At 66.7% G+C, this 20,678-nt stretch carries 18 protein-coding genes; 8 read left to right on the top strand and 10 right to left on the bottom strand.

The annotated features are described in order from the left end of the window. Positions 1-133 precede the first annotated feature (133 nt). On the bottom strand, positions 134-742 hold the full coding sequence (locus ML401_RS06640; RefSeq protein WP_211418374.1) for a LemA family protein: 609 nt from the start codon (positions 740-742) through the stop codon (positions 134-136). A gap of 175 nt (positions 743-917) precedes the next feature. On the opposite strand from ML401_RS06640, the gene ML401_RS06635 reads away from it, so the two are divergent. The 3 genes from ML401_RS06635 to ML401_RS06625 are packed head-to-tail and all read left to right on the top strand — an operon-like array spanning position 918 to position 4,125. Next, a complete protein-coding gene (locus ML401_RS06635; protein ID WP_285810777.1) occupies positions 918-1,769 on the top strand; it encodes an enoyl-CoA hydratase in 852 nt (283 codons plus the stop codon). A 4-nt stretch (positions 1,770-1,773) separates the two neighbouring features. After that, positions 1,774-2,913: an acyl-CoA dehydrogenase family protein gene (locus ML401_RS06630; protein WP_285810775.1), complete on the top strand. Its 1,140-nt coding sequence runs from the start codon at positions 1,774-1,776 to the stop codon at positions 2,911-2,913. Between the two features lie 15 nt (positions 2,914-2,928). After that, positions 2,929-4,125, top strand: a complete 1,197-nt coding sequence (locus tag ML401_RS06625) for an acyl-CoA dehydrogenase family protein (protein WP_285810774.1) — start codon at positions 2,929-2,931, stop codon at positions 4,123-4,125. A 220-nt stretch (positions 4,126-4,345) separates the two neighbouring features. On the opposite strand, the gene ML401_RS06620 is transcribed toward ML401_RS06625, so the two are convergent. The 3 genes from ML401_RS06620 to ML401_RS06610 form a co-directional block, all read right to left on the bottom strand. Then, the gene (locus ML401_RS06620; RefSeq protein ID WP_285810772.1) at positions 4,346-6,670 is read right to left on the bottom strand and encodes a xanthine dehydrogenase family protein molybdopterin-binding subunit; all 2,325 of its coding nucleotides are present in this window, start codon (positions 6,668-6,670) and stop codon (positions 4,346-4,348) included. Positions 6,671-6,789: 119 nt separating this feature from the next. Next, positions 6,790-7,665 carry a dihydrodipicolinate synthase family protein gene (locus tag ML401_RS06615; RefSeq protein ID WP_285810770.1) on the bottom strand — a complete coding sequence of 292 codons (876 nt, stop codon included), beginning with the start codon at positions 7,663-7,665 and terminating at the stop codon, positions 6,790-6,792. A 56-nt stretch (positions 7,666-7,721) separates the two neighbouring features. Then, positions 7,722-8,684: a VOC family protein gene (locus tag ML401_RS06610; RefSeq protein WP_285810768.1), complete on the bottom strand. Its 963-nt coding sequence runs from the start codon at positions 8,682-8,684 to the stop codon at positions 7,722-7,724. A gap of 187 nt (positions 8,685-8,871) precedes the next feature. Between ML401_RS06610 and ML401_RS06605 the strand changes: the two genes are divergently transcribed. Together ML401_RS06605 and ML401_RS06600 are read left to right on the top strand one after the other, a co-directional pair. Further along, positions 8,872-9,738 carry a S1C family serine protease gene (locus ML401_RS06605; protein WP_285810766.1) on the top strand — a complete coding sequence of 289 codons (867 nt, stop codon included), beginning with the start codon at positions 8,872-8,874 and terminating at the stop codon, positions 9,736-9,738. Then, positions 9,735-10,106 (top strand): response regulator transcription factor, encoded by a 372-nt coding sequence (locus tag ML401_RS06600; protein ID WP_285810764.1) that lies wholly within the window; start codon positions 9,735-9,737, stop codon positions 10,104-10,106. Before ML401_RS06605 ends, ML401_RS06600 begins: the two co-directional genes overlap by 4 nt. A gap of 6 nt (positions 10,107-10,112) precedes the next feature. Here the strand turns inward: ML401_RS06600 and ML401_RS06595 are convergent, their stop codons facing one another. The 4 genes from ML401_RS06595 to ML401_RS06580 form a co-directional block, all read right to left on the bottom strand. Beyond that, positions 10,113-11,189, bottom strand: a complete 1,077-nt coding sequence (locus ML401_RS06595; protein ID WP_285810762.1) for a HAMP domain-containing sensor histidine kinase — start codon at positions 11,187-11,189, stop codon at positions 10,113-10,115. Beyond that, positions 11,176-11,868 (bottom strand): response regulator transcription factor, encoded by a 693-nt coding sequence (locus ML401_RS06590; protein WP_285810761.1) that lies wholly within the window; start codon positions 11,866-11,868, stop codon positions 11,176-11,178. The genes ML401_RS06595 and ML401_RS06590 overlap by 14 nt, the downstream gene beginning before the upstream one ends. A 101-nt stretch (positions 11,869-11,969) precedes the next feature. Then, a complete protein-coding gene (locus ML401_RS06585; protein ID WP_285810759.1) occupies positions 11,970-12,380 on the bottom strand; it encodes a hypothetical protein in 411 nt (136 codons plus the stop codon). A 168-nt stretch (positions 12,381-12,548) separates the two neighbouring features. Beyond that, positions 12,549-14,888 (bottom strand): Tex family protein, encoded by a 2,340-nt coding sequence (locus ML401_RS06580; protein ID WP_285810757.1) that lies wholly within the window; start codon positions 14,886-14,888, stop codon positions 12,549-12,551. 653 nt (positions 14,889-15,541) lie between these two features. Between ML401_RS06580 and ML401_RS06575 the strand changes: the two genes are divergently transcribed. After that, the gene (locus ML401_RS06575; RefSeq protein ID WP_285810755.1) at positions 15,542-17,011 is read left to right on the top strand and encodes an amidase; all 1,470 of its coding nucleotides are present in this window, start codon (positions 15,542-15,544) and stop codon (positions 17,009-17,011) included. Positions 17,012-17,095: 84 nt separating this feature from the next. On the opposite strand, the gene ML401_RS06570 is transcribed toward ML401_RS06575, so the two are convergent. Then, entirely contained in the window at positions 17,096-17,416 is a 321-nt protein-coding gene (locus tag ML401_RS06570; RefSeq protein WP_194406228.1) for a hypothetical protein, read from the bottom strand. A 115-nt stretch (positions 17,417-17,531) separates the two neighbouring features. Here ML401_RS06570 and ML401_RS06565 point away from each other — a divergent pair, with 115 nt between their 5' ends. Together ML401_RS06565 and ML401_RS06560 are read left to right on the top strand one after the other, a co-directional pair. Next, on the top strand, positions 17,532-18,440 hold the full coding sequence (locus tag ML401_RS06565; RefSeq protein ID WP_285810753.1) for a PaaI family thioesterase: 909 nt from the start codon (positions 17,532-17,534) through the stop codon (positions 18,438-18,440). 67 nt (positions 18,441-18,507) lie between these two features. Beyond that, positions 18,508-18,873 (top strand): hypothetical protein, encoded by a 366-nt coding sequence (locus tag ML401_RS06560; RefSeq protein ID WP_211418389.1) that lies wholly within the window; start codon positions 18,508-18,510, stop codon positions 18,871-18,873. Here the strand turns inward: ML401_RS06560 and poxB are convergent. After that, the gene (gene poxB / locus ML401_RS06555; RefSeq protein ID WP_285810751.1) at positions 18,870-20,606 is read right to left on the bottom strand and encodes a ubiquinone-dependent pyruvate dehydrogenase; all 1,737 of its coding nucleotides are present in this window, start codon (positions 20,604-20,606) and stop codon (positions 18,870-18,872) included. The two genes, ML401_RS06560 and poxB, sit on opposite strands and share 4 nt — an antisense overlap. Positions 20,607-20,678 lie beyond the last annotated feature (72 nt).

Below are 20,678 nucleotides of genomic sequence, written 5' to 3'. Positions count from 1 at the left end.
CCGGCTTGACCGGGCGATCCCGTATTCCAGAGACGCCAGCGGGATACAGAGAAGCCGCGGCGTACTGGATTCCCCGCCTTCGCGGGGAATGACAGCGGTGGGTGAGGCCTGGCGCATTCGTGAAGCGGCGCGCTTACTTCGACGGCGCCGGCGCCGGATTGAAATCCACCTTCGGCGCGGTCGAGATCTCCTTCTCGTTCGTCACCGAAAAATTCGGCTTCTCCTTGTAGCCGAACATCATCGCGGTGAGGTTGCTCGGGAACGAGCGGATGGTGACGTTATAGTCCTGCACCGCCTTGATGTAACGGTTGCGTGCGACGGTGATGCGGTTCTCGGTGCCCTCGAGCTGCGACATCAAATCCTTGAACAGCGCGTCGGACTTGAGCTGCGGATAGTTCTCGGTGACGACCAGCAGCCGCGACAGCGCACTGGAGAGCTCGCCCTGGGCAGCCTGGAACTTCTGGAAGGCGGCGGGGTCGTTAAGCACCTCGGGCGTTGCCTGGATGCTGCCGACCTTGGCGCGCGCATTGGTGACGCCGAGCAGCACGTCCTTTTCCTGTTGCGCGAAGCCCTTCACCGAATTGACGAGGTTGGGCACGAGGTCGGCGCGGCGCTGATACTGGTTCACGACCTCGGACCAGTTGGCCTTGATCTGCTCGTCCTCGCTCTGGATCGCGTTGTAGCCGCAATTGGTGAGGCTCAGCGAGGCCAGCGCCGCCAGCACGGTCAGGATCTTGCGCATCAAATTTCTCCCGGTGGAATCCGGCGCAAACTACCAGATGCGACCCGCAAGGCGCCAGACATCTTGCATCCCTCCCAAGGCGCGAAAAGCAGCCGACTGACGCAAGCCTCTTGCCTATCCCTGACCGACATAGTCAACTTGACGAAACAATTAAGACAGAACTGGGGGAAGCGCTATGACCTCGTTCGAGACCATCCTCGTGGAGCGGCCCGAGCCCGCTATCACAAGGGTCGTGATGAACCGGCCCGAGGCGCGCAATGCGCAGAACCTGCAAATGACCTACGACCTCAACGCCGCCTTCGACGCGGCGGTGCAGGATGATGCGGTCAAGGTGATCATTCTCGCCGGCAGCGGTCCGCACTTCTCCTCCGGCCACGATCTGCGTCCCGGGGGCAAGAACACCGCCGGGGTCGATTTCCCGCCGATCGGAAATTGGGGCGGCTTTGCCGAGCCGAATGCCCATGGCCGCTTCGCGCGCGAGCAGGAAATTTATCTCCAGATCACGCGGCGCTGGCGTAACCTCGCCAAGCCCACCGTCGCCGAGGTCCACGGCAAGTGTATCGCCGGCGGGCTGATGCTGGCATGGGCCTGCGACCTCATCGTCGCCAGCGACGACGCGCAGTTCTGCGACCCTGTCGTCACCATGGGCGTCTGCGGCGTCGAATGGTTCGTGCATCCCTGGGAGCTCGGCCCGCGCAAGGCCAAGGAGTTCCTGTTCACCGCCGACAGCTGGAGCGCGCAGGAGGCGCAACAGCTCGGCATGGTCAACCAGGTCGTGCCGCGCGCGGAGCTGTCGGCACGCGTGCTGGACCTGGCGCGCCGGATCGCGGCAAAGCCATCCTTCGCGCTGAAGATGACCAAGGAGGCAGTGAATCGCTCGGTCGACGTGATGGGCCAACCGGCCGCGATCGACCAGGCCTTTGCGCTGCATCAGCTCTGTCACGCACATAATCTTCAGGAGTTCGGCATGATCGTCGATCCTTCCGGCCTGCATCCCTCCGTGCGCAAGCCGCCGGCGGCGGAGTAAGAACATGGACCTCAATCTCAGTGACGAGCAGAAGCTGCTGCGCGACAGCGCGGAGCGCTTCATAGCCGGCAGCTACCATGCCGATCACCGCCGCAAGATGGCGAGCGATCCGCTCGGCTTCAGCCCTGCGGTGTGGAAGCAGTTCGCCGAGCTCGGCTGGCTGGCGCTGCCGATCACCGAGGAGTTTGACGGGCTCGGCGGCGGCGCGGTTGAGATCGGCATCCTGATGGAAGCGTTCGGCCGCGGGCTGGTGTCGGAGCCCTATGTCGCGACGGTGGTGCTGGGAGCCGGGCTGCTCGAAAGATGCGGTACGGCCGAGCAGAAGCAGGCGAGCCTGCCCAAGGTCGCCGACGGATCGCTGAAGCTTGCGTTCGCGCATTCCGAGCGCGCCGCACGGTTCGATCTCGCCAAGGTCGCGACATCGGCGACCAAGACCGCGCAAGGCTGGCGCCTGTCTGGCAGCAAGATCGCGGTGCTCGACGGCCATGCCGCCGACGAGATCATCGTCTCGGCGCTCGTCCACGACCATCACGGTCCTTCGGGGCGGATCGGCCTGTTCGTGCTGCCGGCGACGGCGCCGGACCTTGCGATCTCCGACTACGCGCGCCTCGGCGGCGGACGGGCTTGCAACATCGAATTGTCGGACGTGCACCTGCCGGAAGACGCGCTGCTCGGCGACGGCCACGACGCGCTGCCGGCGATCGAATGGGCGGTCGATCGCGCCATGGCCGCGCTGGGCGCGGAAGCCGTCGGCATCATGCAGACGCTGCTCGAGACCACGCTCGATTATACCAAGATCCGAAAGCAGTTCGGCCGGCCGCTCTCGGCCAACCAGGTCATCCGCCACCGCCTCGCCGACATGGCCATGCAGGTCGACGAGGCGCGCTCGATGGCGTTGCGGGCCGCGCTAAAGGTGGATGCTGCGCCGACCGAGCGCGCCCGCGCGGCTTCCGGCGCGAAGGCGAAGATCGGCAAATGCGCGCGCTTCGTCGGCGAGCAATCGATCCAGCTTCACGGTGGCATGGGCGTCACCGAAGAGCTCGAGGTCGGCGCCTATTTCAAGCGTCTCGTCGCCTTCGACACGCTGTTCGGCGGCAGCGCGCACCACTATGCGCGCCACGCCGAGCTTGGCCGTAAAACCTGACACTGGGAGCGCCTCATGGACCTCACCTTCAATGCCGACGAGCGCGCCTTCCAGAGCGAAGTGCGCGGCTTCATCGCCAAGAATCTCACCGAGGAGATGAAGCGCGCGACCGCGCTGACGCCGTCGGTGTTCTCCGACCCCGATATCGGCATGGCCTGGCAGCGCGCGTTGCACGCCAACGGGTGGGGCGCGCCGGGCTGGCCGGTCGAATACGGCGGGCCGGCCTGGACCCCGGCGCAGCGCTGGATCTTCGAGACCGAATGCGCGCGGGCGGGCGTGCCCAATGTCAACGTGATGGGCGTGAAGATGGTCGGGCCCGTCATCATCGGCTTCGGCTCGCCGGAGCAGAAGAGCTTTTACCTGCCACGAATCCTCTCCGGCGAAGACTACTGGTGCCAGGGTTATTCCGAGCCGGGCTCCGGCTCCGACCTCTCCTCGCTGAAGACTCGCGCGGTGCGCGACGGCGACGACTACATCATCAACGGCACCAAGATCTGGACCACGCATGCCCACCACGCCAACCGCATGTTCGCGCTGGTGCGCACCAGCGATGGCGAGCGTCAGCAGGACGGCATCAGCTTCATCCTGATCGACATGAAGACACCGGGCATCACCACGCGCCCCATTCTCACCATCGGCGGCGACCACGAGGTCAACCAGGTGTTCTTCGACGACGTCCGCGTGCCCGTGGCCAACCGCGTCGGCGACGAGGGCAAGGGCTGGACCTACGGCAAATACCTGCTCGAGTTCGAGCGCGGCTCGGGCATCGCATCGGCGAAGTTGCGCGAGGGGTTGAAGGCGATCTCTGATCTTGCCGAATCCGATTTGACCGGCCGCGCCATCGACAGTCCCGATATCGCCAGCCGCATCTCCGAGGTCGAAATCGACATCGACGCGCTGGAAATGACCGAGCTGCGCGTGCTCTCGGCGTTGCAGACCGGGCAAAATCCCGGCGCTGTGTCGTCGATCCTGAAGCTGCGCAACAGCGAGATCAGGCAAGCCGTCACGCGCCTCGGCGTCGACGTGATCGGCCACGACGCGCTCGCGGTCGAGCCGATGCGTCCCCTCTACAAGCTCAACCACGAGCCGGCGATTCCTGAGGAGATGCTGACGGTGGTGCCCGAATATCTCAACGGCCGCGCCTACACCATCTTCGGCGGCACCTCGGAGATCCAGCGCGACATCATTGCGAAGATGATGCTGGGGATTTGAGGCCGCTGCCTGGCCCGCATTAGCGCGGCACCCTCCGCTGTCGTCCCGGACAAGCGAAGCGCAGATCCGGGACCCATAACCACGGGCGGACGTGGCTACGAGGACTCGGAGTTATCAGCTTCGCGCCACAACACTCCCTGTGGCTATGGGTCCCGGGCTCGCGCTTCGCGCGCCCCGGGACGACAGTTGAGTGTGACGCAGCGGGTCGCGGAGCAACGCGCTACCCCGCCGCCTTCGCGTCCCTGATCGCCTGCCACACCTTCTGCGGCGTCAGCGGCGTGTTCAGCTGGGTGATGCCGAGCTCGGCGAGCGCGTCCATTACGCCGTTGGTGACGCAAGGCGGGCCACCGATGGCGCCGGATTCGCCGCAGCCCTTGGCGCCGAGCGGATTGGTGCGGCAGGGCGCGGTATCGTCCAGCGTCACCACGATCGGCGGCACGTCGTCGGCGCGCGGGATGCAGTAGTCCTGGTAGCTCGCGGTCAGCAGTTGGCCGTCGGCATCGTAGGACACGCCTTCGTACAGCGCCTGGCCGATGCCCTGCGCGACGCCGCCATGGATCTGCCCCGTCACCAGCATCGGGTTCACGGCGACGCCGACGTCGTCGACCGTGGTGTAGCGCACGACCTTGGAGACGCCGGTCTCCGGGTCGATCTCGACCTCGCAGATATGCGTGCCGTTCGGCCAGCTCGGGCCATCGACCTCGCCCTCGGAATCGACGCTGAGCTTGGCGCCGCTCTCCTTCTCGGCGAGATCGAACAGGCTGATGCGGCGGTCGGTGCCGACCACGGTGAGCATGCCGCCCTGATACTCGATGTCCTCGATCGAAGTCTCCAGCACGTTGGCAGCCTTCTCGCGCGCCTTCTGGATCAGATCGTTGGAGGACACCGCGACCGCCGTGCCGCCGACGAACAGCGAGCGCGAGCCGACGCTGCCGAACCCCATGGCGAGATCCGTGTCGCCTTGCACGACGTCAATCTTGTCCATGGCGATGCCGAGCGTGTCGGAGATCATCTGGGTGTAGGTGGTCTGCAGCCCCTGCCCCATCGCCATGGTGCCGGAATGCAGCACGACGCGCCCCTGAGAGGTCGCGTGCAGGCTGACCTTCTCGGTGTGGGCGCGGCCGCCGGTCCATTCGATATAGGAGGTGAGCCCGCGCCCGTAGAGCAGGCCCTTCTTCTTCGCCGCCTTCTTGCGCGCGGCAAAGCCGTCCCAGTCCGCCAGCTTCACGGCGCGGTCGAGCATGTGCGCGAAGGCGCCGGAATCGTAGACCTGGCCGGCCGCGTTGGTGTAGGGCAGCTGCGCCGGCTTGATGTAGTTCGCTTTGCGGATCGCACGCGGATCCATGCCGATCTTTCGCGCGGCGGCGTCGAACAGGCGCTCGACGATGAAGACGGCCTCCGGGCGGCCCGCACCGCGATAGGCCCCGACCGGCGCGGTGTGGGTCATCACCGACTGCACCTCGAAATGCACCAGCGGCAAATCATAGACGCCGGTCTGGACGAACGGCCCAAGCACCAGCGGGATGATGTTGGCCGCGCCCGAGGAATAGGCGCCGGTGCAGCCGATCGATTTGACGCGATAGGCCAGCACCTTGCCCTTTTCGTCGAGCGCGAAGGAGGCGGTCGAGGTCAGATCGCGGCCATGGGTGCCGCCGACGAATTCGTCGGTGCGATCGCCGCGCCAGCGGATCTTCTTGTTCAGCTTGGTCGCGGCATAGGCGACGATGCCGTCCTCGGGATAGAGATTGGTCTTCTGGCCGAAGCCGCCGCCGATGTCGCCGACCAGCACGCGCACGCTGTCCTTGGGGCGCTTGAGCACGGCCTCCGCCAGCACGTCGCGGGTCGAGGCCGGCGTCTGCGACTGCACGTGCAGCAGGAGACGGCCGCTCTTCTTGTCGATCTCGGCAATGGTCGAGCGCGGCTCCATCGCGGACGGCACCAGGCGCTGGCTGACGAGATCGAGCTCGACCGTGTGCGCGGCCTTGGCGAAGGCCTCGTCGACCTTGGCGGCATCGCCGTAGGACATCGCGCCGACGATGTTATCGGGCGCCTCAGGCCACACCACGGGCGCGCCGGGCTTGACGGCCTCGACCGGATCGACCACCGCGGGCTGCACGTCGTATTCGACGACGATCGCTTCGGCAGCGGTCTGCGCTTCGGCGCGCGAGGACGCCACCACCGCGGCGACAGCCTCACCGGCGTAGCGCACGACCTCGTGGGCGAGCAGCCGGCGCGGCGGCACCGTCATCGGCTTGCCGTCGGGGCGCTTGAAGATGCTTAAGGTCGGGATGCTGCCGACATCGTCCTTGACGAGGTCGGCGCCGGTGTAGATCGCGGCAACGCCCGGCATCGACGCTGCGGCGCTGCTGTCGATCGAGACGATCCTGGCGTGGGCATGCGGCGAGCGCAGCACATACAGCCATAGCGCACCCTCCTCTGGCTTGTCGTCGATGAACTGTCCCTTCCCGGTCAGCAGCCGCTGGTCTTCCAAACGCTTGACGGGCTGGCCCGCTCCGAAACGCAAATTGCCGGGAAGAATATTCATTCCGTGGGGTCCTCAGGGTCTTTTCGAAACTGCGGGCAGCCTTTTAGCGGATCGATCAAAGGCATGCCAGCCGCGGTTTTGGGCGGCGAACCCACGGATTTGTCATGCCGGGGTAGCGGCTATGCCAGCTCCTTCAACGCCGCCTCGACGACCTTGCGCGCCTCCGATGTCAGCGGGGCCTGCGGCGGGACGGGATCGCCGACGTCGTAACCCTGGATCGCAAGCCCGGCCTTGATGCAGGCGGCGAGGTTGAAGCGGGCGAAGGCCTCGTTGATGCGCCACAGCCGCCGCTGCAGCGCCATGGCCTCGTCCCAGCGGCCGGCCTTGCCGAGCTCGTAGAGCTCAACGCTCTGGCGCGGGATGATGCAGGCCGGGCCCGCCATCCAGCCGAGCCCGCCGATCAGCATCACCGCGGCCGGGATATGGGCGGAGGCCGAGAACACCCGCAAGGCATTGCCGCAGCGATTCATGATCGAGAGCAGCCGGCCGGTGTTGGTCGAGGCGTCCTTGATGTAGCCGATGCGCGGATGCTCGGCGAGGCGTGCGATGACATCGAGGGTCAGGTCTGAACGCTGGAATTGCGGGTTGGTGTAGATGACGACGGGAATGTCAACGGCATCCGCAATGGCGCGGAAGTAGGACTCGACCTGGGCATCGGCAAGCGGGAAATACGCCTCCAGGATCGCCAGAATGCCGTCGGCGCCGAGCTTCTGATAGGCCTTCGCCTGCGCGACCGCGTCCGCCGTCGAGGTCGAGGCGACGCCGGCGATGACAGGCACCCGGCCTTTCGCGGCCTCGATCGTGGTCCGCACGACGGCCATCCGCTGCGCGGCACTGAGGTAGGCGAATTCGCCGGTCGAGCCCAGCGGCGTCAAGCCGTGCACGCCGGCGCCGATCAGATCATCGCAGAGCTTGGCGAGCACTTCGGTGCGCACGCTGCCGTCGGCATCGACGGGGGAAACGAGATAGGGGAAGACGCCGTGGAATTCGGACATGTCGGGGGCTCCGGAAGCTGGCACCCGACGGCTATTAGCAATGCCCGCCCCGGCGATCAAACCTTGAGCAAGCGCACTCGCGTGCCCCAGGGATCGACGGCCTCGAGGCCGCCCGCCAGCGCCGTGACCTTCACGCCACCCTTGCGCAGGCGCTCTTCCTGGGCGGCGAGCAGCTCCGGCTTCGCCATCACCAGCGAGAACCAGGCGAGGCCGGTCGTGGACTCGTCGCGCTGGCCGGCACCCTGGCTCTGCCAGACATTCATGCCGAGGTGATGGTGATAGCGGCCCGACGACAGGAACGCCGCCCCGGCGCGGCTGCGGGTCGGATCGAGGCCAATCGTACCATGATAGAAATTGCCGGCCTGCGCGAGATCGCCGACCCGCAGATGCATGTGGCCGATGCGCAAGCCCTCCGGCGCCCCGGCATAATCGGGCACGCGCGTATTGGTCAGCGACAGCAGGTCGGGGATGTTGAGCTCGTCGGTCGCCATCTTGACGCTGCCTTCGCTCCATTGCCATTGCGAGGGATCGCGGTCAGCATAGACCTCGATGCCGTTGCCTTCGGGGTCGTCGAGATAGACGGACTCAGAGACGAGGTGATCGGCGAAGCCCGACAGCTTCACGCGGTGCGAGGCGGCATGGACCAGCCAGCGCGCGAGATCCTTGCGGGTCGGCATCAGAAAGGCGGTATGGTAGAGGCCGGCGGCGTTGCGCGGCTCGATGGCCGCATCGGGACGGGCCTCCAGTACCAGCAGCGTGATGCCAGATGTGCCGAGCTTCGCCGCGGTCGCCGAGCGCTCCATCACGGTGAGGCCGATGACGTCGCGATAGTAGTCCGCGACCGTGTCGAGGTTCTTCACCCGCAGCGTCACCATGCCGACCCGCATCGGCGTGCGGCTGGCATAGGTCGGCCCGCCCTGCGGCGTGCCCTCGGCGCGCGCCGCCGCCGCGGCCGCCATGGCAAGCGAGGTGGCGCCGGCGAGTTGCAGCAGGGTGCGGCGGGTGAGGTCGACGGTCATGAGGGCTCGCTGAAAACGTTTGAGGCCATGGGCGCAATTTTCGGATTGCTACACGTTCCCGTGAGGCGCTCCCAATCACATATTCGTCGGCAATGGTCTTGAAGAGGCCCGTCCGGTCCTGGCCACCCGGCCAGTTTCGCAATCACCCGCGACATCCCAGATTGAGGACAACTAACAGGAGCCCACCATGACTGATCCTAGTCCCCTGTCCTCGCTATCGTCCGCGCTCGTGGACCTCGCGGCGCGCACCGCGCCCTCGATCGTCTCCGTGCATTCGCACCGCTCCCGCGCCACCGGCTTTGTCTGGAAGAGCGGCCTGATCATCACCGCCGACGAGACGCTCGCCGATGAGGGCGAGGTCGAGATCGGCCTTGCCGACGGCAGCCGGGTCGCCGCCACCATCGTCGGGCGCGACCACACCACAGATATCGCGCTGCTCCGCGCCGACGTCGCGACGGTCCCGGTCAAGCTCGCCGCAACCGTCCCGCCGCTGGGCGCGTTGGCGGTCGTGGTCGCCACCAACCGCGAGACGCCGAGCGCGGCGCTGGCGATGGTGTCGGCGTCCGGCAATGGCTGGCGCTCCTTGCGCGGCGGCGAGATCGATGCGCGGATCGAGCTCGACGTTCGCCTCCGTCCAGCCCAGCAGGGCGGCCTGGCGCTCGATGCATCGGGGCAAGTCTTCGGCATGGCCGTGCTCGGCCCGCGGCGCGTGCTGGTGATCCCGACCGCGACGATCGAGCGCGTCGCGGCCCAGCTCGAGACACGCGGCCGTATCGCGCGCGGCTATCTCGGCCTCGGGCTGCAGCCGGTGCGGCTCGAGGACGGCGTCGGCGCGATGGTGATGAATGTCGACAAGGCCGGACCTTCCGCCGCAGCCGGCATCCGCCAGGGCGACGTCATCGTCGCGGTCAACGACCAGAAACTATCAGGCGTGCGCGCACTGTCGCGAACACTCGGTCCTTCGAGCGTCGGCGCGGTGGTCGATGTCGCGGCGCGCCGCGGCGGCGAGCCGGTCAGCTTCAAGGTCACGGTCGGCGAGAGGCCGGAGACGTGAGCGAGGACAAGACGCCGGAGATCGTGCTCGCCCTGGAGATCGACGACCCCGCCCTCGCCGATCGCCTGGCGGCCTTGCTCGGCAATGTCGCCGGGCTGCGCCTTGCCGTGCCCGGCGAGCAAGCCGCGGCAACGATCGTCGCGCGCGATCCCCGCGTCATGCCCGACGACATCGCGCTGACGCAGCGCGAGCTCGACGTGCTGGCGCTGATGGCCGAGGGCGCCTCCAACAAGATGATCGCGCGCCGGCTCGGCATCTCCGTGCACACCGTCAAATTCCATGTCGGCTCGCTGCTCGACAAGCTCGATGCCACCGGCCGCACCGATGCGGTGGCGCATGCGGCGCGCCGCGGCGTGATCGAGCTGTGACGGACTCTATGGTGCTGATGCCTTGGGGAAGCCGAGCTCGACAGCGAGCCCCGGTGCATTGTCGCGCAAGGCGATTTCGGCGCCATGAAGACGCGCGACCGCGGCGACGAGGCTGAGGCCCAGCCCGTTGCCCGGCGTGTAGCGGCTCTGTTCGAGCCGGTAGAAGCGCTTGAAGACGTGATCGCGCTGCTCGGCGGGAATGCCCGGGCCATCGTCGACGATGGCGATCATCGCGCCGTCGCCGATGCTCCGGCAGGTTACGGTCACCTGCCCGCCTTTGCAGCCATGCTTGATCGCATTGTCGACGAGATTGGCGATGGCATCGAACAGCAGGTCGCGATCGCCGGTGATCGGTACCTGGCGGTCTCCGGCCAGGCTGAGCTTGGTCGCAACCTGCTCGGCGGCGGCATCGTAGAGCTCGACCACCTCGCCTGCGATCTCGGCGAGGTCGAGCGCGCGGAAAGCCCCTCGGCGGGCGCGGGTCTCGATCTCGGAGATCCGGGTGATGGACGCGAACATGCCGAGCACGGCATCGAGATCGGCGATGGTGTCGCCGATCAGCGCGGCGTCAGCCTCGCTGTTGCGCGGCCCGTGATAAGCCTTTTCCAGCCGGCCGCGCATCCGCGTCAGCGGCGTGCGCAGATCGTGGGCGACGTTGTCGCTGACCTGCTTGACCTCGCCCATCAGCGTCTCGATGCGGTCCAGCATCTGGTTGAGGTTCTCGGCGACGCGGTCCCATTCATCGTTGCTGCCGCGCAAGGGGATGCGCTGGTCGAGGCCCGAGAGCATGATGGCGCGGCTGGTGGCATTGATCTGTTCGATCCGCCCCACCGTGCGCCGCGTTACCAGCACGGCCGCGAGACCCGCGAGCACCAGCAGCAGCACGGCAACAGCCGCCATTGCGAGCTCGATCATCCCGGTGAAGCCGTCATGATCGACGGCGTGGCCGATCCGGCCCTCCACATAGGCGAGCGTGCCGAAATAGACATAGGCCATGATCGCCGCGACGATCAGCCCGAACGCCGCGATCGCGATCAGCGCAAGACGGAAGGTCGAGGAGCGGAGCGTCTTAGCCAGGAGCACGGAGGCAATATCCGATGCCGCGGATGGTGTGGATCAACGGATAGGCCTGGGCATCGTCGACCTTGCGGCGGACGCGTCCGACATAGACGTCGATGATGTTGGTGGAGGGATCGAAATGCAGGTCCCAGACGTGCTGGAGCAGCATCGCGCGGGAGATCACCCTGCCCTCGTTGCGAGCGAGATATTCGAGCAGCTGGAATTCGCGCGGCAGCAGCGAGATCCTGCGGCCACGGCGGCTCGCGCTGCGCGCGATCAGGTCGATGGCGAGATCGCCGACCCGCAGCAGCGTCTCCTTGGCGATGGTCTCGCTGCGGCGGCCGAGCGCCTCGAGCCGCGCCAGCAATTCGGTGAAGGAGAACGGCTTGACGAGATAGTCGTCCCCGCCGGCGCGCAAGCCCCGCACGCGGTCGTCGACCTCGCCGAGCGCCGAAATGATCAGGAACGGCGCCGCGACGCCGTCATCGCGTAATTGCCGCATCACGCTGATGCCGTCGATGTCGGGCAGCATCCGGTCGATCGTGATCACGGCATAATCGCGTGCGGCGCCGTGGCTCAGGGCTTCGCGCCCCGTCGCTGCAAGATCGACGTCGTAGCCGGAGGTCGTCAATTCCTCGACGAGCTGGCCTGCGGTTTCCGGATCGTCCTCGACGACCAGGATGCGACGGTGACCTCCGATCATGCAAAAACTCCGCGCGACGATCGCCACCAGACTATCCCGCTCCGGGGCTGGACGGAACCGCCCGGTGGCGACCGCGACAATGGTGCGGTACGGCAATGCGACTACCAATAGTCTCCGCACACATTGACCCATTGCCACCCATAGGGCGTCCAGCTCCGGCGCCAGCAACCATCATTATAGCCGGCGTAGAAATAGGGAGCGCCGAAGACGGCGAAACGGCGGAAATGATGATGGCGAAAGAAGCCGTGGTGGCCGTGCCAGCCGGCGCCAGCGAAGCGCGGCCCGATCGCGGCATGCGCAAAGCGTGCGCCGCCGAAGGCCGGACCGCCGGCATGGGCGAAGCGCGCGCCGCCCATCCCTCCGACATGCATGCCGCCGGCGAAATGCCCACCGCCACCGAAATGTCCGCCGCCGAAGCCGCCATGCCCGCCGCGTGCGAACACGGGTGAAGCAACCGCCATCACCGTGGCGATCGCCGCCGCCGTGAGACCCGTGAGAAGCCTGTTGTTCATCGAAGCGTCCTCCTTGCGGTGCGGCGGTCTTGACGCCGCACGAGGACGATCAGATGAGAGGAAGGGACTGGCCGCTTCAACTTACAAACGCGCCAGATTCTGACGCGGATGTCAGGGAGGGGGCGCGCTCCGACCTCTTCCCGCAGAAGGGCGGGGAGAGTTAAGAAGCTACACCCTCTTCCCGCCGTTCTTCTCGGCTGCGCGGCGCAGCGCTTCGGCGAGGGCGCCGCCACCACCGGACGACTCCTGCTTGCGCGGCGCAGACGAAGTCATCCGGCTCGCATTTCGCGAGCTGTTGTCGCGCTCCATGCCGGGGGCGTCCTTCTTGGCGCCGACTTCGTCGTCGAGGCGCAGCGTCAGCGAGATGCGCTTGCGGGCGACCTCGAAGTCCAGCACCTTCACCTTGACGATGTCGCCGGGCTTCACCACCTCGCGCGGATCCTTGATGTAGGTCTTGGACATCGCCGAGATGTGCACGAGGCCGTCCTGGTGCACGCCGATGTCGACGAAGGCGCCGAACGCGGCGACGTTGGTCACGGTGCCCTCGAGGATCATGCCCTTCTTGAGGTCCTTGATCTCCTCGACGCCCTCCTTGAACACGGCCGCCTTGAACGCGGGACGCGGATCGCGGCCCGGCTTTTCCAATTCCTTCAAGATGTCGGTGACGGTCGGCAGGCCGAAGGTCTCGTCGACGAAATCCTTCGGCTTCAAGGTGCGCACGATCTCGCTGGAGCCGATCAGCGCCTTGATGTCGCTCTTGGTGGCCGCGAGGATGCGGCGCACCACCGGATAAGCCTCCGGATGCACGCCCGAGGCATCGAGCGGGTCCTCGCCGCCGAGGATGCGCAGGAAGCCCGCGCACTGCTCGAACGCCTTCGGCCCAAGCCGCGGCACCTCCTTCAGCGCCTTGCGCGACTTGAACGGGCCGTTGGCGTCGCGGTGCGCCACGATGCTCTGGGCCAGACCTGAGCCGACGCCCGACACGCGCGCCAGCAGCGGGGCGGAGGCGGTGTTGACGTCGACGCCGACGGCGTTCACGCAGTCTTCGACGACGGCATCGAGCGACTTGGCGAGCTTGGCCTGGCCGAGGTCGTGCTGGTACTGGCCAACGCCGATCGCCTTGGGCTCGATCTTGACGAGCTCGGCCAGCGGATCCTGGAGCCGGCGCGCAATCGAGACCGCACCGCGCAGGGTGACGTCGAGGCCAGGCAACTCTTCCGAGGCGAAGGCCGAGGCCGAATAGACCGACGCACCGGCTTCCGACACCACGATCTTGGTCATCTTCAGCTCAGCGAGGCCCTTGACGAGATCGCCTGCGAGCTTGTCGGTCTCGCGCGAGGCGGTGCCGTTGCCGATCGCGATCAGCTCGACTTTATGCTTCATCGCGAGTCGCCCAAGCGTCGCGAGCGACTCGTTCCATTGCCGCTGCGGCTCGTGCGGATAGATCACGGCGGTATCGACCACCTTGCCGGTCGCGTCGGTGACGGCGACCTTGACGCCGGTGCGGTAGCCGGGATCGAGCCCCATGGTGACGCGGGTGCCGGCCGGCGCGGCCAGCAGGAGGTCGCGCAGATTGGAGGCGAACACCCGCACCGCCTCGGTCTCGGCGGCGTTCCACAGCCGCATGCGCAGGTCGATGTTGAGATGCACCTGGATCTTGGTGCGCCAGGCCCAGCGCACGGTGTCGATCAGCCAGCGATCCCCGGCGCGCTTGAGGTCGGCGATGCCGAAGCGCTTCATGATCTTCAGTTCATAGGCGCTGGGCACGCCCGGCGGCGGCGCCTCGGCCTCGGCCTGGATTTGCAGGTCGAGGATCTCTTCCTTCTCGCCGCGGAACATCGCGAGGATGCGGTGCGAGGGGAGTTTCGTCAGCGGCTCGGAGAAGTCGAAATAATCGGCGAACTTCTCGCCCTCGGTCTTCTTGCCGTCGCGCACCTTGGAGGCCATGCGCGCATTGGTCCACATCTCCTCGCGAAGCGCGCCGATCAAATCGGCGTCCTCGTCGAAGCGCTCGACCAGGATGGCGCGGGCGCCGTCGAGCGCAGCGGCGGCATCGGCCACGCCCTTCTCGGCATTGATGAAGCCTTCGGCCACGACCTTCGGATCGTTGCCGGGTTCAGCGAGGAGCTGGTTGGCGAGCGGCTCAAGCCCGGCTTCCTTGGCGATCTCCGCCTTGGTGCGGCGCTTCGGCTTGAACGGCAGATAGATGTCCTCGAGGCGCGCCTTGCTGTCGGCGGCCATGATCGAGGCTTCCAGCGCTGCATCGAGCTTGCCCTGCTCGCGGACTGATTCGAGGATGGCCTTGCGGCGGTCTTCGAGCTCGCGCAGGTAACCCAGGCGCTCCTCCAGGGTGCGCAATTGCGCATCGTCGAGCGCACCGGTCGCTTCCTTGCGGTAGCGCGCGATGAAGGGAACCGTGGCACCGCCGTCGAGCAGCGTCACCGTCGCCTCGACCTGCTCCGCCCGAACCCCAAGCTCCTGCGCAATTTTCTGGTTGATATTTGCCACGCGAGAATCCCTCTATCCAAGCCCCCCGTGCGGCGGCGAACCACCGGCCACGGGACGCCGCTTATGGACCAACCGGGGTTGATTCATCAAGGTACGGCGGAGAGCCGTCGACAAGGGATTTTTTGTCGAGATGATGCGATCTCGCCACATTCGTGGGGATGGCGGCGCAAGCGTTGCTGTGCTCGCGTGTCCCGGACGCGCTGCAACGCCCTTCGCGTTGCGGCGCAGAGCCGCGATCCAGAAAGCGGCCCGGCACGCGGTGAAATGGGCCCCGGCTCTGCAGCGCACCGCACCGGACGATGCTTCGCATCGCCGGCACGCTGCGCTGCGTCCGGGGCACGAGAGAGGGTGTGGCACTCGCTCTCTCCACGCCGTCATTGCGAGCGCAGCGAAGCAATTCTCCCGTCGTGAAGGATCGTAGACAGCCCTGCGCTTTGCCCACCCTGCGATGCCCGCAGTTGTGACACGCAGACACGGCCTCCTCGTGGCCCTTCCGCCGCCGGCCAGGTTGCAACGATCGCACCACTGCCGGATCGAGACGCAGCCTCGCGACCCCTCCGCCCCGCGCAACCCTGCCCCTCGCGCCCGCTCAGTTGATTCAGGCGGTCCCTTGCGAAGAAGGTGGCGCCGCACCTTGAGGAGATCAGGACTTCATGACCTTGCCGATGAGCTGGACGGAATGGGCACAGCACGATGGCGTCGCGCTGGCGGGGCGCGTCCGCAAGGGTGAGCTGACGGCGCAGGAGCTGGCGCGCCAGGCCGCCGCGGGGGTCGCCAAGGTCAATCCGGCGCTGTCGGGCGTGGTCGAGCTGTTCGAGGACGTGATCGCCGATCCCGCGAAGGACGGCGCCAATCTCGCAGGTCCCTTCGCCGGCCTGCCCTTCCTGATGAAGGACCTCGGGCCGACCATGAAGGGCCGGCTGCAGGAAATGGGCTCGCTGTTGATGCGCGGCAATCGCGCCAGCGCCGATACGTTCCTCACCGGTAAATTCCGTCAGGCCGGCCTCAACCTGATCGGCCGCACCACGACGCCGGAATTCGGCGTGTGCTCTTCCGCCGATAATCCCGCTGTTTACGTCACGCGCAACCCCTGGAATACCGACTACACGACCTGCGGGTCGTCCGCGGGCAGCGCGGCGATGGTTGCCGCCGGCGTGGTGCCGATCGCGCATGCGACCGACGGCGGCGGCTCGATCCGGATTCCCGCCGGCGTCAACGGCAATATCGGATTGAAGGTCTCGCGCGGCGTGTTCTCGCTCGCGCCGCACATGTCCGATCTTACCGGCCTCGTCTCGATCCAGGGCTGCCAGTCGCGCAGCGTGCGCGACACCGCCGCCTTCGTCGATCACGCGCGAGGACCCGCGCCCGGCGAGTTCATGCCGTTCTGGACCACGGCGCAGCCTTATACCGAGATGATCAAGCGCGATCCGTCGAAGCTGCGCATCGCGCTGTCGCACACCTGGGGCGATTACACCGCGACCCCGGAGCTCGCGGCCGAGCTGGAGAAAGCCGGCCGCTTCCTCGAAGGCCTCGGCCATCACGTCGACTATGCGCTGCCGGAGATCGACCTTCCCGCCGCCTTCGCCGCGCAGACCACCTGCTACATCAGCAATTTCGCCGTGGTGATCTCCAACATGCTGGCCGCACGCGGGCTGGAGAAGCCGCCGGAAGATCTGATCGAGCCCATGAACATCCGGATCTGGGAAGCCGGCCGGCACACGACCTTCGCCGAGCGCGCGAAGATGCAGGGCGTGTTCAACACGACCTCGCGCGGCTTCGGCGCCTTCTTCGAGCAGTGGGACGTGATCCTCACGCCGATCACCGCGCTGCCGACGCCGAAGGTCGGCACGAAGGAATATCTCACCATCTCCGACAATCCCGATGTGCGCGACTGGTTCGACAATCTCTGGCGCTTCTTCGCCTTTACCCCGCTCGCCAATCTCTGCGGCATGCCGGCGATCTCGATGCCGATAGCAGCCCAGGGGCACGGCCTGCCGCTCGGCATCCAGGCCATCGCCAAGCAGGCCAATGACGGCCTGCTGCTGCAGCTCGCCGCCCAGATCGAGCGCGCACTCGACGGCAAGTGGAACGGCGGCCGGAAGCCGAAGGTGCATGTGGGCTGAGGAGGAGCCGGTCCACCTCGCGTCATAGCCCTGATGGAGCATGCTCCATCAGGGCTACGCGCCCCATCGTCAAAAACGCCGATCTCAGTTCTTGACCGCCGGAATTTCCTCCGCTGCCGGCTGCTGCTGGCCCTGCTTGTACATCGCCAGCGCTTTTTCGAGGGCTTCGCGCAGCGCCAGCGCCGCGGCGACGCTGCAACGCAAGTGAGCGGTCTGGACCACGTCGACCCTGACGGCGGCGCCGACCGGCATCAGGAGGTTTGCGGCGAGCTCGATCTGGATCGCGCCGTTGTGATGGCCGAAACAGGACGCGCCGTCGAAATAGATGATCGGCGCCCGCTCCGAGCTGGAGGTCGAAATGGTGACGGGCCCCTGATTGGCGGCGGGCGTTTCGGGGTCGGCCATGGGCACTCCTTGCAGCTAACGACGAACGAAGCACCCACCATCGGCGCTTCGGTCCGCTCTGTCGAGGCCCATTCGGGGTTTTGCGCGGCGGCCGACACTGGTCTAGAACGTTCCCATGAGCACCATAGCGACCACGCTCCCATTCGAGGAACTCGCCGAGGCGATCAAGGGCCGCCGCTCCGATTACGGCCATATCAGCGGGCTGCAGCTCGACCGTTTCGCGCCCGCCGAGGCCTGGTCCAGCCTGCCCTATCGTCCCGTCTTCGTCGGCGACACCGAGACCGGCGTGCTGCACGGAGGCGTCGTCACCGCGATGCTGGACGAGAGCTGCGGCATGGCGGTGCAGCTCGCGCTCGACGGCACGCGCGCGATCGCGACGCTCGATCTGCGCATCGACTACCAGAAGCCGGCGACACCCGGCCTCGACATCAAGGCGCATTCCGTCTGCTACCGCACCACGCGCTCGATCGCCTTCGTGCGCTCCACCGCCTATCAGGAATCGGAAGACGATCCGGTGGCGACCGCGACCGCCTGCTTCATGATCGGCGCCAACCGCACCAACATGCTCGCCGATCGCAGGATGAATGCGCTGGACATACCGGCGCTGGAGACGCCGGAGGATCCGGACGGACCGTTCGCGCGCAGCCCGTTCGCGCGTTGGCTCGGTATCCGCATCAACGCCGACGGCACGCTGACGATGCCGTTCTCGCCAAAGATCATCGGCAACCCGATCCTGCCCGCGATCCATGGCGGCATGACCGGCGCCTTTCTCGAGACCACGGCCGTCATCGGCGTCGGGCGCGAGCTCGGCACCGCCGCGCCGCCCAAGCCGATCGGGCTCACCGTCAACTACCTGCGCTCCGGCCGCGCGCTCGATACGTTCGCCAACGTCTCGATCGTGAAGCAGGGCCGTCGCATCGTCGCCTTCGAGGCGCGCGCCTGGCAGGACGATGCGGAGAAGCCGATCGCCACCGCCTTCGGTCATTTCATGCTGCGCCCGACGCCGGAAAGTGACGAGGAATAAGCGCCTTTTGACTTGACGTCTGCGGCTGCGGCCACAACGATAGCGCGTCCCCGCGAGAGGTATTGAATTGCGGCATCCGCTCGACATCGTCGCCATGTTCGCCGCACTCTGGCTGCTGGCCTCGATGATGCTCGACGCGTTGACGCCGAAGGAGCTGACCGCGATCATGATCGCCGTCGCGATCGGCCCCGCGATCATCATCACCGCCGTGTTCTATTACCTGCGCTGCCCGCGAACCGACTTCGCGGTGATGTTCGCCGCGCTCTGGCTGATCTCGGACATCGCCATCGCCTTCATCTCGCCGAAGGAGCTGCCGCATCTTCTGATCGTGCTCGGCTTCGTGCCGGCCCTGCTGATTGGCAGCGTGCTGCACTGGCAGCGCTTCCAGCGCCGCCACGAGCAGCTGCCCGCGCCGTCGGTGAAGCGGGGCTAGCGCGGCAAGAGGTTCGTCTTCGCAAGATCAAGCACCTCGTCGCCGCGGCCGTTCATCACCGCGCGCAGCACCCAGAGGCTGAAGCCCTTGATCTGCTCGGTGGTGATGGTCGGCGGCATCGACAGCTCCTGCTTGGCGGTGACGACGTCGAGCAGAGCCGGCCCGTCATGCGCCAGCATCTCCTTGACGGCGCCGGGAAGCTCGCCCGGGTCCTCGACGCGTTTCGCAAAAATGCCCATCGCGCGCGCCATCGCGGCGAAGTCCGGATTCTTCAGATCGACATTGGTGTCGACGAAGCCCGCCGCCTTCATCTCCAGCGCGACGAAGCCGAGCACGCCGTTGTTGAAGACGACCACCTTCACCGGCAGTTTCTCCTGCGTCAGCGTGATCAGATCGCCCATCAGCATGGTGAAGCCGCCGTCGCCGGAGAGCGAGATCACCTGCCGGCCGGGCTGTGCCGCCTGCGCGCCGATCGCCTGCGGCATCGCGTTGGCCATCGAACCGTGCACGAACGAGCCGATCAGGCGGCGACGGCCGTTCATGCCGAGATAGCGCGCGGCCCATACCGTCGGCGTGCCGACATCGGCGGTGAACACGGCGTCGCCGCTCGCGTGGTCGCTGACGACCTTGGCGAGATATTGCGGATGGATCGGCTTGCTTCCCGGCGTGCCCCTGGCGAGCGAGTCCAGGCCCTCGCGCGCCTTCTTGTAATGGGCGACGGCATCGTCGAGATGCTTGCGCTGCGTCTTTGATGTCAGCAGCGGCAGCAGCGCCTCGATGGTGAGCTTGACGTCGCCGACGAGGCCGAGATCGATCTTGCAGCGTCGCCCCAGATTTTCCGGGCGGATGTCGATCTGCGCGACCTTTGCATCATCGGGGAAGAACTGCTTGTAGGGAAAATCGGTGCCGAGCATCACCAGCGCGTCGCAGGCGTGCATGGCGGCATAGCCCGAGGAGAAGCCGATGAAGCCGGTCATGCCGACGTCGTAGGGGTTGTCGTATTCGACATGCTCCTTGCCGCCAAGCGCATGCACGATCGGGCTCTTCAGCGTCTCGGCGAGCTGCATCAAGGGCGCATGCGCGCCGGCGCAACCGCGGCCGCAGAACAGGGTGACGCGCTCGGCGCCGTTGAGGAGATCAGCCAGCGCCTGCAGCTCATCCGCCTGCGGCACCACTTTCGGCGCCGCCACGCTAAGGCCGCGCGTCGTCGACGGCGCGCGCTTCGGCGGGCTGCGGAACGCAACGTCGCCGGGCATGGCAACGACGGCGACACCGCGCAGGCCCACCGCCGCGCGGATCGCATTCTCCAGCACGAAAGGAAGCTGGCTGGGATCGGAGACCAGCTCGCAATAATGGCTGCATTCGCGGAACAGGTTTTGCGGATGGGTCTCCTGGAAATAGCCGCCGCCGATCTCAGCCGTCGGGATCTGCGCCGCGATCGCCAGCACGGGAACGCGGCTGCGGTGCGCGTCGAACAGCCCGTTGATCAGATGCAGATTGCCGGGACCGCAGGAGCCCGCGCACACCGCAAGGCTCCCGGTCACCTCGGCTTCGCCGGCGGCGGCGAACGCTGCGACCTCCTCGTGGCGGACGTGGATCCATTCGATGGTGCCGCGGCGGCGCAGCGCCTCGGTCAGGGCGTTCAGACTGTCGCCGACGATGCCGTAGATGCGCTTGACGCCGGCCTGTTCGAGCGTTGCCACGAACAGATCGGCTACGTTGTTGATCGCCATGTCGGTCTCCTGCTTCGGCCGGTCACATACCACGATGCGCGAATGTCAGCATCGCGGCACGATGTGGCACAA

This window comes from Bradyrhizobium sp. 62B (assembly GCF_030272265.2).
GTDB lineage: Bacteria > Pseudomonadota > Alphaproteobacteria > Rhizobiales > Xanthobacteraceae > Bradyrhizobium.
Note: the sequence above shows the minus strand (reverse complement) of the source record. Positions and strands in the feature narration are given on the sequence as shown.